At 46.4% G+C, this 15314-nt stretch carries 7 protein-coding genes; 3 read left to right on the forward strand and 4 right to left on the reverse strand.

What is annotated here, in order from left to right; translation table 11 throughout:
• Nucleotides 1-113: 113 nt before the first annotated feature.
• The 4 genes from IH598_06245 to IH598_06260 form a co-directional block, all read right to left on the reverse strand.
• Complete coding sequence (locus IH598_06245; GenBank protein MBE0638097.1) at nucleotides 114-1655, reverse strand: T9SS type A sorting domain-containing protein; 1542 nt, start codon at nucleotides 1653-1655, stop codon at nucleotides 114-116.
• Nucleotides 1656-1668: 13 nt separating this feature from the next.
• Nucleotides 1669-3594 carry a hypothetical protein gene (locus tag IH598_06250; GenBank protein MBE0638098.1) on the reverse strand — a complete coding sequence of 642 codons (1926 nt, stop codon included), beginning with the start codon at nucleotides 3592-3594 and terminating at the stop codon, nucleotides 1669-1671.
• 231 nt (nucleotides 3595-3825) lie between these two features.
• Nucleotides 3826-6024 carry a sodium-translocating pyrophosphatase gene (locus tag IH598_06255; protein ID MBE0638099.1) on the reverse strand — a complete coding sequence of 733 codons (2199 nt, stop codon included), beginning with the start codon at nucleotides 6022-6024 and terminating at the stop codon, nucleotides 3826-3828.
• Between the two features lie 124 nt (nucleotides 6025-6148).
• Nucleotides 6149-7582, reverse strand: coding sequence for a glycosyltransferase family 39 protein (locus IH598_06260; protein MBE0638100.1), 1434 nt, complete (start codon nucleotides 7580-7582; stop codon nucleotides 6149-6151).
• Between the two features lie 61 nt (nucleotides 7583-7643).
• On the opposite strand from IH598_06260, the gene IH598_06265 reads away from it, so the two are divergent.
• The 3 genes from IH598_06265 to IH598_06275 form a co-directional block, all read left to right on the forward strand.
• Nucleotides 7644-7862, forward strand: a complete 219-nt coding sequence (locus IH598_06265; GenBank protein ID MBE0638101.1) for a hypothetical protein — start codon at nucleotides 7644-7646, stop codon at nucleotides 7860-7862.
• Between the two features lie 247 nt (nucleotides 7863-8109).
• Nucleotides 8110-11385, forward strand: coding sequence for a glycosyl hydrolase (locus IH598_06270; GenBank protein MBE0638102.1), 3276 nt, complete (start codon nucleotides 8110-8112; stop codon nucleotides 11383-11385).
• 695 nt (nucleotides 11386-12080) lie between these two features.
• Nucleotides 12081-15314, forward strand: a 3234-nt coding sequence (locus IH598_06275) for a hypothetical protein (GenBank protein ID MBE0638103.1), incomplete at its 3' end; no start/stop codon positions are given.

The raw sequence follows: 15314 nt of genomic DNA on the forward strand, positions 1-15314 counted from the left end.
AAAGTAATTCAACTATTTTAATTGAAATGTGCGACCTATAACATAATGAGTTGTTCAATTAAGAACCCCGATCAGTCCGACCGGGGTTCATTAAAAGGCAATACTTTATCCTGTCAACGTTTTATCAGTTTTCGTGTAATGGAAATGTCAGCGTTTGAAAGGTTGACAAAATAGACGCCTTGCGGCAGATTAGAAATTTTTACTGTAGCATCTCCATTCGCGTTTTGGGTTAACAATAATGATCCCCTGACATCGGAAACTGACACAAGGTACTCTCCAGTAAAAGAGGTTTTTATGGAGAAAAAGTCATCGGCAGGATTTGGGAAAAAAGCTGGAATATGGCCGGTGAGTTCATCAATGGAGGTTGCACTGGCGGTTAATGATCTGATCACTGATAATCCATTGGGTGAAAATATTCCTTCGTCCGGATGGTCGAAAGTGGGGAACAAAATGAACTCCCGTGTTTTTGATTTACTCCATGCACGAAAATGTACTGTTTCTCCTGTAGCGATTCCATCAATCTCCTGAGTTGTAGGATCGTCGGCAAAAACAGTGATATGGAAAGCGCCTGCCGGAGCGGTTCCAATGCATAATCCCTCAGGTGTAAAAGCTCCGATAGTGAAATCTGATTCTATATCTGATGCTAGTAGCACCTCCTCCGGAATTGCAAAAACGTGGGATACAGCTGTTGATATAGGTTGATTCCACTTTTTGGGAATGGCAGGCTTACTGTCAAACGACATTTTTTCACCTTCCCAACATGGCCCAAACCAAAAATCATTATTGGCCATCCAGGAATAAACGAAATATGATTTGCCTCTCTCCAATACCTGCAGGGAGTTGATATTATATGTCGGCCATAAAACCCTCCAACCGGCCACCTCTTTTATGATCACGCTCGACCATAAATACCAGCTCATAAAACTTTGGGCTTCAATATCGCAATCGGCAATAATGGGTATGATGTCCCATCCTTCATCAATATTTGCCCATTCGTTGCATTGGGGTGTGCTGCCCTGAAAATTTACAGTGAACGGATTGAGGGTTTTAATCACATATCCCTGCATGACATCCCATTCATTCAATGAAAAAAGATTTCCCCCCGGCCAAAACACATCCTGGAGATCCTGAATGATGACAATATCCTCAATATGATCGCTAAAGATGTTCGCGATCTGATTATCCACTGGCACATAATAGGTTGAAATACCGCTCCATCCCGGAATCAGACTAACCGGCTGAATTCCCGTTCCGATTGTGAGGTATCCGTCAGATGGCACTTCATAATTATTTATATGACCAAAACTGTCGGATGCAATGATGTAAAGCCTTCCAAATGAAGTAACTACATCAGGAATTGTTATGAAGGCTTGCCCCTCAGGGGGTAGGTTTCCGAGGATTGTAATTTCACCGTTTATTTCAGAACTGAAACCCAATTGCAATGATGTGAGATTTCCTTCGAATAAAGAGTAATCCAGATACACTTCCTGACCCGGGAGATAAATCGTTCCTGCCTCAGGACACCAGTTGCTAATATTAGGAACCCTGGAATCGTATTCGAACAGGTCGGACGTGGCTGAGAAAAACTGTGCCGCTGCATTATCTGCGATAAATGCGCAAAAAATAACTATTGAATAAAGCATTAATTTTTTCATATCTGCCTCCATGTTAATAATTTGGATAATGAACACATCTTACACTGTTAGCATTATATGTCGAGTAGGCCGAAGTTCGTTTCACTCTTGCCTCATCATGACCCAGACTCCAGATGTAAAAAAAATTCCCTCCCGGAGCAACGGTTGACGACCAGAACCTTGCCGACTGTTTGAACTCCCGATACTCATAATTACTGTTGTCATAACGGTAGCCATAACCGGCTCCGACAGCGCGGAATCCGCTGGAATTTGTAGCCCCGGTATTCGGGGTAAGCCAATAATCTGTGCCGTCTTTTTTCATTTTTCCACCTGCATCAGTTCCTGTCCAGTCGGTGGCATAACAGTCAACAGACCCGTCAAGGAATGTGGTGAGATTACACCAGTCTTCATCTTGTGGTATAAACCATCCCATAGGGCAAATGCCCTGTTTGCGGTATTGCCCGATCTGGTATTGAATGGCTTCAAGGTAAATATATAAACCGCCGTAAATATCGCAATTTGCAGGATCGTCATCGTAGCAATATTTTTGAATCTTCCCATCATAACCATTGACAGCTTCACTCAAAGGGATTTGTTCACCGATATCCATATTGTCGGCCAGCCAGCAATAGTCGCCGATCAATTTTGTGTTGTAGGTTTTCCCGTTGCGATGGTCGGTTAACAACTCTCCACAATTAAACGGTGAGAATTCAATTATGCATTCATCATAAGTTGCTGTACACTCATTGGATACGGTCCAGGCAAGCGCATAAGTTTCGCCTGGATATCCGTAGAACTCTGAATTTGGTTTGTATTCATATTCAAATATACCTTTTTTACCCTCGGAGTGGTTGCTTACGATTTTCCATTTCCCAGTGCCGTCAATGCCAGGGGTGGCGGCAAGAACCGTATAATTGGAATTGGCTATGATTTGATCCGGGCCCGCATTAGCCTGTCCTGGAATATCATCACAATCTTTCATGCATCTCACGCTGCCAAAGGGATAGGGTTCTGCCGGAATATCGGTGAAGTAGGCGCCGGCGCCAATGCTGGTCAGATAGAGCGCCGGTTTGTGGGGCGGGTTGTTCATACTTGAAGTCCAGATATAGCTGAGGTTATCTAATCCGAAACAATCTGACGGTCCTGTTAAACCCTGGTAATTGTATCCTGACCCAGCACCTCTGGCTGTAAAGTAACTCAAATTGGTGGCGCCGGTATTGGGATTGTTCCAGAAATTGATATCTTTTAAAGCTCCTCCGGCGCCATCATGCCCACCAAAAAGATCTATGAGAATCGAAAATTCCTCCTGCGTGGGTATGTGGTATCCGGGGGGGCAGATGCCTTGTTTTCCGGGTATAGCCTCACCATAAAACATGGCTTCCCACCAATGGTAAAGTGCGCCGTAATTCTGGCAATTTGAAGGGTCATTGTCATAGCAATATTTTTCAATTTCATCATCGAGCCACGGCAGAAATTGATAATCAATCATAACGCCGGCATTCAAATTTTTTTTCAACCAGCATTGGCCGCCAATCTGGATGGTTGGATATTCCTCACCCATAAAATTTATTGTTGATTGTCCCGGGCAAGGATTTCCCAGCGGGTAATACGCTCTCACTTCAATTTTAGCATTTTTTCGCTCTTGGTTTGGGTCATGTCGGTTAACATCGAAGGCAAAGTGTTTGTTATTGCCGGGCGGTATTCCCGGACCATAATCGCCGCTGCAGTATTCAAACGGGATCAGCCCCATGTTGTAGTTGTTGGAATAGAGGACGGCCTGGATAATGTAACTGTCGTAGTATCCGGCCAAATCGAAGAAAACGTCAATGGTGTCTGATCCATCAACGCGCTGTTGCGCCTGCACATTGTTGATTTCGCCTTTCCCCTGGCCGTAAGAACTCAAAACCAGGGAAAATGCAAACACCAGCAATGCCATTTTTTTGTAATGCTCATTTTTCATAAGAAATTGGGTTTTGGTTAATAATAGATGAATTGTAATTTTTATTGAACTGAGCAAAATTAATACAAAATCAAGCAATTTTGCAAGGCTTTTTTCAATTTTTTAATGAATTTGTGGATTATTTCTTGACTTGCCGCCAGATTCCATGGAGTTGCCTAAGGTAAAATAAAAAAGCCGACCTGCATCACATTGATGCAGGTCGGCCTTTAAAAGTTTTGGATAAATCGCTTACTAAAGCAGGTGATAAGAAACAGCCACACCCACAGTAACAACGGCAGCCATGGCCATGAGTTTGATGAGGATGTTAAGGCTTGGACCGGAAGTATCTTTGAACGGGTCGCCCACGGTGTCGCCGATAACGGCAGCTTTGTGGTTTTCGGAACCCTTTCCGCCATGGTGTCCTTCTTCGATGTATTTCTTGGCATTATCCCAGGCGCCTCCTGCATTAGCCATAAAGATGGCGAGTGCAAAGCCGCTTGTAGTTGTGCCGATCAGCAGACCGGTAACCCCGGCAACACCAAATACCAACCCAACTAAGATGGGGATCAACAGAGCCATCAGCGAAGGAAGCATCATTTCCTGCTGGGCGCCTTTGGTCGAAATCGCAACGCAACGGGCATAATCAGGCTCAGTAGTGCCTTCCATGATGCCTTTGATTTCGCGGAACTGGCGACGAACTTCATCCACCATTTTCTGCGCAGCACGGCCAACAGCATTCATCGTCATACCGCTGAAAAGGAATACCGCCATCACACCGATTAATATTCCAACAATAACCCGTGCGTTCATCAGATGTATTTCGTAGTGATAGATGAAATCGATGAAAGTGGCATCCTTTGCAGCTGTTCCATTGATCAGTGTATCGGGCTGATTCAGAAAATGTACAAACATCATCTTCACCTCTTCAAAATAAGCGGCAAGAAGTGCAAGAGCAGTAAGAGCGGCGCTTCCGATAGCAAAACCTTTACCTGTAGCTGCAGTAGTGTTTCCCAATGAATCGAGCGCATCGGTACGTTTACGCACCTCTTTACCCAGATGAGCCATCTCGGCATTACCACCTGCATTGTCGGCAATCGGACCATAAGCGTCGGTGGCGAGGGTGATACCTAATGTTGAAAGCATTCCCACTGCGGCTATACCGATTCCGTACAATCCGAAGTTGATGTCGGCTTTATCGAATGAGAATAGGGTCGGAGTGGCAAATCCGTAAGCAAGTGTGATGGCGATGGCAATGATTAACAAAGGAAATGCTGTAGAGATTAGACCTGTGCCAATTCCCGAAATGATGATCGTAGCAGGACCTGTTTGGCTGGAAGCTGCAATCCGTTGGGTTGGTTTATAGGCTGAAGCAGTGTAATACTCAGTGGATTGACCAATGCCAATACCTGCGAGCAGTCCGACAACAATCGAACCCCAGAGGCCTAAATAATTGGGAAGACCAAGGAAATATAAAATGACCAGTGAGAAAATAACAATCAGGCCGGCACTTACATTTACACCAAAACCTAATGCTTTGAGTAATTGTTTCTGGGTGGCGCCTTCTTTGGTTTTTACCATATAAACACCAGCGATCGAGAGCAAAGTACCAACAGCAGCGATCAACATCGGAGCAATAACGGCGCTGTATTGATTATCAAGGTAACCACCGGTGTAAGCAGCAGCTCCCAGGAGGGCTGTTGCAAGAATTGAACCGGCAAACGACTCAAAAAGGTCGGCGCCCATACCTGCAACGTCGCCCACATTATCACCTACGTTATCGGCGATGGTTGCAGGGTTGCGGGGATCGTCTTCAGGGATTCCGGCTTCCACTTTTCCTACAAGGTCAGCGCCAACGTCGGCAGCTTTTGTGTAGATGCCGCCGCCCACACGTGCAAACAGTGCCTGTGTGGAAGCACCCATGCCAAAGGTAAGCATGGTTGCGGTAATGGTTAACAACTGCATCCCGGAAGTTGTTTCCGGAATAGCTAAGTTCAATACAGTGAACCAAATTGAAATATCGAGCAACACCAGTCCTACCACTGTTAGTCCCATGACGGCGCCGCTTCTGAAAGCAAGCCTGAGACCGGCATTGAGAGAATCACGGCAGGCGTTGGCTACGCGGGCTGAAGCATAAGTAGCTGCTTTCATCCCAAAGAAACCGGCAAGCCCCGAAAAGATACCTCCTGTGAGAAAAGCAAACGGAACCCATGGGTTCTGAATGTGTAGCACATAGGCCATGAAACTGAAAATGATCGTGATAATGACAAAAACTACTCCCACAACTTTGTATTGCTGACGTAAGTATGCTCCGGCGCCCTTGCGAACGTGATGAGCAATGCGTTTCATCACATCAGTTCCTTCGCTGGCGCCCATCATCTGCTTGAAAAAAAAGTAAGCAAACCCAAGAGCAAGCACAGCACTGATTGGTGTTAACCAAAAAATTCCTGGCATTTTTTCCTCCTTTTAAATTAGTAAATTAATATGTTAACTGTTAAATGATTGATTAATAATGCGCGCAAAAGTAAAATTATTGACCGAACCGGGCTGACAATTTAATAAGATTTTAGAAATCCGATCACTGCTTTTTGAAAAGGTCATACTTGTTTAAGCTGATCTGAACCCTTTTGTAGCCTTCAGGAACATCCGCATTTAAAGTCTTTAATTTCATAAAATACTCATTCTCCTCTCTCGGATCGAGTGATATGTTGAAATACCTGACCAAAAAACCCTCAAGAATAAAATTGTATTCGGAATACATTTCCTGCGGAACAGTGATGGCAGAAAGGCGCGGAACAACTTTCCCGATTTCATACACATCCGCCACAGTTTCTCTTTCACGCGAAACCTTTCCATATTGTGAAGCAGTGATGACAATTACTCCGGCCATCATTAAAATGGTGAGGAAGGTGAATATTCTGAACGCTTGTTTTTGTGAATTGATTTTTTCAATCCAGACTGCAACCATGGGCGAGATCATCAGTGCAAAACCAATGGCAAAATAAGGAAATGCAGGGACGAGGTACCACCCTTTTTGAACCATGGTCGTTGCAAGTGGCGCCGAGCCTGAAAATCCAATCAGAAGAAAAACCAAAATGTTGCTGCTATGATTGGAAAATCCTGTTTTCATCTTTTTGAAAAATGCAACAGCCGAAACCACCGAAACCATGATCATAACCGGAATCAGCTCTTTGACCAGCCTCCAGAGAATTTCGAGTCGGTAATCAGCTGTGGGCATCACATCCACCCGCATAAGCAACCGCTTAAACACATAGTTGGAAAGGCTTTCGCTGCTTTCCGGAAATAGAAACAGGACAACATAAATCGTCGCCGCAACGGCAAACAAAATTGCAGTTTGCCACACACTTTGCCAAAATCCGGTCTTTCGTAAAGTTAACCAGTAAAGAAAAGGAACGGCCAGCGGAAAAAGCCCGGGTATGCCTTTGGTGAAAGAGGCCAGGAAGATCATCAATCCCGATCCGGCTAACAGGAAGATTTCGTTCCGCCTTGATTTGATGGCGTAAAAGAACAGCAGAACAGCAGCAAGGTCAAAAACACTCATGGTGTTTTCCATCATATTTCCCCGGAAAGACCAGAAACACACCGGAATGGTCATCCAGAACAATACCGGCAACCAGCCCAGTTTTCGTTGTCCATCTGATTTGGAAAAAATTTCTTTCCACAGCATATGGATCAAAAGAATATTGAAAACGATCATCAGGAGCGTATAAAACCTTTCAACATAAATTGAGCTGCCCAGCACCTTGAAAAACAGTGCCTGGATGCCGAACAGTAGCGGCGGATGCTCATGAAAAGAGGACAACCCGGCAATGTTCATTTTACTGTACTGTGGAAACCAGAACGTGCCGATGCCCTGGCTGAGATTGTGCGAAACGCTGCTGTAGAGCATCGCATCCTGGAACATCGCATCCTGGATCAGCACCGGAAGCGTCAGCCCAAAAACCACGCTTAGGCTGAATATCCAAAAAGGGAGCTGTTTGTTTGTTTTCATTTTTCGCCAAAAAGTTCATAAACAGAAGCGCAAAAGTAACAGAATTGGAATTTCATGGAAAATGGAAAAGGCAAAAGATAATCAGAAACACAGACTTGAGGTTAAGCTGAACGTGTGTTCGGACGAGGCTCAGCCTCGTCCGGTTTATTATGGCAGGCTCCAGCCTGCCAGGGAAAAGAAATCCAGACAATTTCCGGTTTTCGAAAAAGGATTTAGACCTGACAGGTTTCAAAAACCTGTCAGGTCTGCCGACAACCTTAGTAGAGATGACCGACACTAAAAGTTATCAAACCTTATCCCAAAGGGATCCCTTCGGGATTGCCTTATTTTCAATGGATTGAGCCCTGACAGTCCCGCACGTGCGGGACTGTCAGGGCTTTTCATGCAGAGCCTGATCAAAAATCCACGTTTGAAACAAAATAATTTTGATTTTCCCGGACTAACCGGATGGGTGATAAATTTACTTTTTTACCTTTGGCGATCATTTGATCGTTGAACTTTTTCAATTAAACTACAAATCATTTGCTATGAGAAGATTTACTATTGTTCTGCTGACTTTAGCTTTCTTTTTATCCTTTACCGGCATTGGCTTTGCTCAAACTGCCAAGAGTGATCAGCCCCTGTCATCCGAAACATTTTCAGGGCTAAAATTTCGCAGCATCGGCCCGGCGCTGATGTCTGGGAGAATTGCTGATATTGCCATTCATCCGGAAAACAACAACATCTGGTACGTGGCTGTTGGTTCGGGTGGAGTATGGAAAACCATCAACTCCGGCACTACCTGGACTCCCATTTTCGATAACCAGGGTTCGTATTCTATTGGCTGTGTAACCGTTGATCCTTCTAACCCGAATGTGATTTGGGTGGGAACGGGCGAAAATGTAGGTGGCCGGCATGTGGGCTATGGCGATGGCATTTACCGTAGCGCTGATGGCGGCGCCACCTGGCAAAACATGGGATTAAAGACATCCGAACATATTTCCAAAATCATTGTTCACCCAAAAAATCCTGATAATATCTGGGTTGCAGCCCAGGGGCCGCTTTGGTCTAAAGGTGGCGAACGTGGTGTGTTTAAGACTACCGATGGTGGAAAAACCTGGAAGCGCACCCTTGGCGATGACCAATGGGTTGGCGCCACCGACATTATGATTGACCCGCGCAATCCCGACCTGCTTTATGCTGCAACCTGGCAACGGCACAGAACCGTTGCCGCCTACATGGGAGGTGGACCCGGAACAGGAATTTACCGCTCTTATGATGGTGGTGAAACATGGGAGCGCCTCACCAATGGACTCCCTGCTTCCACCATGGGGAAAATTGGTATTGCCATTTCCCCTCAGCAACCGGATGTCATTTATGCCGCCATCGAACTCGACCGGCGCTCAGGTGGAGTTTATCGCAGTGTCGACCGTGGTTCAAGCTGGACTAAGCAATCGGATGTTGTTGCTGGTGGAACCGGTCCTCACTATTACCAGGAACTTTACGCATGTCCACATCAGTTCGACAGGATTTACCTGGTGGATGTGAGGTTAAGGATTTCGGACAATGGCGGGAAAACATTCAGGCGAATGCACCATCGCTTTACCCATGTTGACAATCATGCCATTGCCTTCAAAGCCGATGACCCGAATTATATATTGCTTGGCAACGATGGCGGGCTGTACGAAACATACGATCTGCTCGAAAACTGGAAATTCGTGTCTAACCTTCCCGTGACGCAGTTCTATAAAGTTGCTGTTGACGACGACGAGCCTTTTTACAATGTGTACGGTGGCACCCAGGACAACAATACACAGGGAGGCCCTTCAAGGACTGATAATGTGCATGGCATACGCAATGCCGACTGGTTTATTACTTTAGGTGGCGATGGCCATCAACCGGCCACAGAGCCTGGTAACCCTGATATTATCTATTGTCAGTCGCAGCAAGGCTATCTCAACCGTTTCGACCGGACAACCGGTGAGACGGTCCTAATCCGTCCTCAACCCGGGGAAAATGATGGAGTGGAACGTTTCAACTGGGATGCTCCCATTTTGGTCAGTCCGCACAAGCCTTCGAGAATTTATTTTGCTTCGCAGCGCGTGTGGAAATCGGAAGACCGGGGAGATTCATGGACAGCCATCTCCGGCGATCTCACAAAAAGTCAGGAACGAATCACCCTTCCCATCATGGATAAAACCTGGAGTTGGGACTCCCCATGGGATTTTTACGCCATGTCGGATTACAACAGCATCACCTCACTGGCCGAATCTCCGTTGCAGGAGGGATTGATCTACGCCGGCACCGACGACGGGATTGTTCAGGTTACGGAAAATGGAGGAGACAGCTGGCGGAAAATTGAGGTCGGAACCCTGCCCGGCGTTCCTGCTACAGCTTTTGTTAACGATATTAAAGCTGATCTCTTTGAAGTAAATACTGTTTACATCGTGCTTGATAATCATAAATATGGTGATTTCAATCCTTATGTGTTGAAAAGCAGCGACAAAGGGCAAACCTGGACTTCAATAAAAAGCAACCTGCCCGAAAGAACACTGGCATGGCGGATTGTCCAGGATCATGTGAAAAAGGAATTGATGTTCCTTGCAACAGAATTTGGTATCTGGTTTACGATCGATGGTGGAAGCCAATGGATTCAACTCAAAGGCGGCCTGCCGGTCATCTCTTTCCGCGATCTGGCCATTCAGCGGCGCGAAAACGATCTTGTCGGGGCTTCTTTTGGGAGAGGTTTTTACATCCTGGATGACTACAGCGTTTTGCGCAGTGTGACCCAAACTCAGCTACAGGAAGAGGCCACCCTTTTCCCGACCCGAAATGCCTGGTGGTACATCCAGCGAAACCTTCTCGGGTACTCGCAGAAAGCTTCTAAAGGCGATGCCTATTTTGTGGCTGACAACCCTCCTTTTGGCGCTGTTTTCACCTACTATTTGAGGGATACCTTTGAAACAAAAAAATCGCATCGTCAGAATACAGAAAAAGAACTTGCTGCTCAAAACAAAGACATCCCCTTCCCCGGTTGGGATACTGTGGAGGAAGAGCGTTTAGAGGAAAATCCAAAAATTTGGATTTTAATCAAAGACCAAAAAGGTGATGTAGTGCGCCGGATTGAAGGTGCGGCTTCCAAAGGTTTTAACCGGATCGCCTGGGATTTGCAGTTGCCTTCACCCCTGGCCATGAAAACAGAAGTATCAGAGTGGGAACCAAAAAGCCCGATGGCCGCCCCGGGAGTTTATACGGCCACACTAATGAAACAGGTTGATGAGGTGTTTACGCAACTCTCTGAACCTGTTAATTTTGAGGTAGTTCCCATGAGAAAAGGGGCACTTGAAGGATCAACGCCGGAAGAAACTGCAGCCTTCTGGCAGGAGATCCAGGATTTCCGTCGCGCGAAAACAGCGGCTGATCAGGCTTTAACCAATGCTATCGAAAAAGTGGATCTGATGCGCAGGGCATTGGTCAGGGCGCCGGTGAATCCGGCAGAACTCGAATCACAGTTGGTCGGAATCAAGAACGAACTTACTGCACTCGATAATGAATTGAACGGCAACCGGTCGAAGCAGCAGGTGGGGGAAAATCAGCCCCATACGATCAGCGACCGGATTTCAGCTGCCACCATGGGCACGTTCAATTCAACCTACGGCCCGACACCAACCCACCGGCTCAGCTTTGAGATTGCCCAAAATCAGTTTACAGGTATTCGCGATCGGCTCGAAGACATTCGTCAAAACAAAATCCCTGCCCTCGAAAAAGCCCTTCATCAGGCCGGCGCTCCATGGTTTGATGGGCAGCCGATACCGAAGGAATAATATGTGATAGGCGCCGGTTTTAAGCCGTTTTTAATTTATTCCTGACAGGTTTCAAAAACATACTCAGCCGGGGTTTCGACTCCGGCTCTTTTTTTCATAATCTGAGGCTGTCTCAAAAGTCTTTCGTTTGGATTTTCAACGGTTCGGGTTAAATCCAGACTTTTGAGACAGCTTCATTTTTTACCATAAACATCGATTTGGAAGAAAAGTCCAACAGATTGCAATAAAAGTCCTACCCTCACGCCACCTCCCCGGAGTACTTTTGCCGCAGTTCTTTTTGGCAGGGAATACAACCGAAAATCGGGTTTACTTTTTAAATCTATAAAAAAATTCCGGAATAAAAATCGAGCATAGAAATCGGAAAAACTCTCCCATCGGTGGGGTGTGTAAGTGATTATTCTTTGCCGTATTTCAATCCTCAAATCCTTAAAAATTCATAATTGGATTTTTTTAACAGAAACTTAACAGCTTGATAATGATTAATGGTTGTTCTTTGCAAATACATAATGATTCTAAATAATAAACGCAAGTTGTTGATTATTAATGAAATAAACAATTTTGATTTAATATGAATTTGAAGCCAAATTATTTATAAATATCGTGCAAATTACTGAAATTATGTGACTTACGTATGGTAAAGCGCATTAATCCATTTCATTTTGTCATACTGAAAAACAATATCAAACACCTAAATTATGAAATCTAACTACTTTTCAAAAAAAGCAGACAAGTGCGGTTCAATGATGAACTACGCAGTACAAACAGGCACAAGTGCTTTGAGCAGTGGCATTGGAAATCCTTACCATTCGGGCTTTAACTCGTTGGGCATAGGTTTCGACGATTTTAAAAAGTCACTTAACAAAAGTTTTCCTGCGGTTAAAAGCTGGGCGGGGCTTATAATCTTCCTGTTAATGACTGGTTTCTTATTAAGCAACAGTTTAGCCTATTCGCAGACAACAGAAACATTCAATTACACCGGAGCGGTTCAAACCTGGACCGTACCTGCCGGTGTAACATCTGTCACTATTGAAGCATGGGGTGCACAGGGAGGAGCAAACTGGGTAAATAATAACAATTATGGGGGTTATGCCTCTGGCATTCTGTCTGTTACGCCTGGTCAAGATCTTAATATTTTTGTAGGCCAGCAGCCTAGTGGTATTAATGGTGGATGGAATGGTGGTGGTAATGGTGAAAGTTTAGGGCAAGGGGGTGGTGGCGCATCAGATATACGTGTCAATGGATTAACATTAAATGACAGAGTGATTGTGGCAGGCGGCGGTGGTGGAGCAGGTTATTGGAGTAATTTACATGTTGTTGGTGGCCAGGGTGGAGGTTTAGTAGGAGGTAATGGATACCGTGAGCCTGCCGAACCAGGTGGATTAGGTGGAACCCAAACCAGTGGCGGTGCTTCTGGAACCTGTGCGTCCTTAAATAACCCTCTCACTGCCGGTAGTTTTGGGCAGGGTGGAAGTCCTAATAATTGCGGATGCGAAGGATATGGTGGTGGTGGTGGATGGTATGGAGGAGCTGGAAGTGGAAATTGCAGAGGTGGCGGTGGAGGTTCTTCATACATTGATGGAGTAACCAATGGAACAACAACAGCAGGTCTGCGTTCAGGTAACGGTTTAATTACGATTACCTATGGTAATCCTACCTGCATCAATCCAACCGATGGTGGCGAAATAGCTGCCGACCAAACCATCTGCTCAGGCGATGTTCCTGACCCATTCACCAGTATTTCAGCGCCAACCGGTGAGGTAGGCACGCTGGAGTATCAGTGGCAGATCAGCACGGCAAGCCCGACTTTTGAGGATATCCTGGGAGCAGTTTCCGACACGTACACGCATACAGGGACAGTTACTCAGACTAACTGGTTCCGCAGGCTGGCGAAGGTAACCTGCGAAAGCGCCTGGGTAGAGTCGAATGTGGTGCAGGTGGATGTAGATCCTCTTCCCATCGCAACCCTATCAAGCGTAATAGACGATTTTGAAGACGGTCTTCCTGCGGGTATTGATGGTGACGGTATGCTCGTCGGTTTCCTCACCTGGGGGGACAACGGCACCACTGTTACCATTACGACCACATCAGTTCCCGACACCGATCCGCTGGCGCTGCCCGGCCAGTCGGGCGACAATAACTTACTCAAGCTTGATGCTAACATTATTAGCTATGGTGGCTTAACCCATGCTTTTGAGAACGAAGATGTAAACACCTGGATAACGCAGGATTGGACCAGTTACGATGGGATCGCTTTCTGGCTCTACGGCCAAAACACAGGCAACGACCTCTATTTTGAGGTTCAGGACAATCGAAACCCCGGCTCGACCGTATTTGATGTGGAAATCTATACTCACACCTTCACAGACAACTTCTCTGGCTGGAAGTTATTTGCCCTTAACTTTAATGACTTCACCCGCAAGGAGATTCTCAACGGTGCGCCCAATGACGGCTTCGGACTGGACGAGGTGCATGGCTGGGCCTTTGGCTCGCTCAGCACCGGCGGCGCAACAGTTACGTACTATATGGACAATGTGAATGTTTACGGCAAGACCGGCAGCGCCACGATTTGCGAAGACGGTTCACACCAGGTGAGCGGCGCTTCGGCAGAAAACGGAACCATTCTGTGGTCTCATAATGGTGCTGGTTCGCTAATTGACGAAACCACCTTAACGCCCACTTATACGCCGGAAGCCGGTGATATTGGCAATGCAGTAGTATTAACTTTGACCGTGACCGGAAGCGCATTTTGTAACCCTGCGACTGCAAGTTTCACACTTTATGTTGAAAATTGCTGCGCCAACCCCTCAGATGGCGGCGAAATAGCTGCTGATCAAACTCTGTGTTCAGGTGATATACCCGCATCCTTCACCAGCCTTTCAGTGCCAACCGTCTTCACTGGCGATCTGGAATACCAGTGGCAGATCAGCACGGCCAGCCCGACTTTTAACGATATCTTTGGTGCGGTTTCTGACACTTACACCCATGTTGGAACGGTAACCCAGACCACCTGGTTCCGCAGGCTGGCGAAGGTTACCTGTGAATCTACCTGGGTTGAATCGAATACGATTGAAGTTTCAGTTTTTCCAAATGGTCTTCGTACCTGGACCGGCCTGACCAGCAACGACTGGAACACCGGCAGCAACTGGGATCCGCCCTGTGTGCCCACTGCCGATGACGATGTGATCATCCCCGATGTAACCAGCGATCCTGTCATTTATGCCGGTATTGCGGCAATGGCCAAATCGGTCACCGTAAATACGGATGCCGCCCTCGGTATTGAAGCCACCGGCAGCCTCACCATCAATGGCTCCGCAATACATGAAAATGGCTACTTTTCAGGCCTTTACAATCGTGGCTCAATGACCAACGACGGCCTCATTGTGCTGGGGTCGCTTTCCAGCGTGGGTGAGATTGGTTTGTGGAACTTAGGAACTTTTAGCAATACCGGTGAAATACAAATTGACCGCTCAACCCTTGTCGCCCTGTGGAGTTCAGTAGGGCAATTCACCAATTCCTCACTTATCCAGATTGGCGCATCAGCCAGCGTGGAAGATTTTGGTTTGTATAACGATGCTTCCTTCATCAACACTGCCGATGGGCAAATTGTAATCAATAATTTCACCTACCGGGGGCTTGAAAACCGCACCGGAGCGATCGACAACTCCGGTGGAATTACCATAGGTTTTGTATCCGGTACAGGCCAAAGAAGCATTATGAACCAGGCAGAGTTCAACAACCATCCCGGCGGAGAGATCTTCCTTGACCGGGCGACGGCAGTGGGTGTTTACAACGATGCAGCCGGGTTGTTCAACAATGCTGCACTGCTCAACATAGGAGGCACGGTGAGTGTCGGCCAGTATGGTATCCAGAATATTGGCACATTTACAAACACCCTTGACGGTGAAATCTATATTGACCGCTCTTCTGCG

This window comes from Bacteroidales bacterium (assembly GCA_014860585.1).
In the GTDB taxonomy this organism is placed as follows: domain Bacteria; phylum Bacteroidota; class Bacteroidia; order Bacteroidales; family 4484-276; genus RZYY01.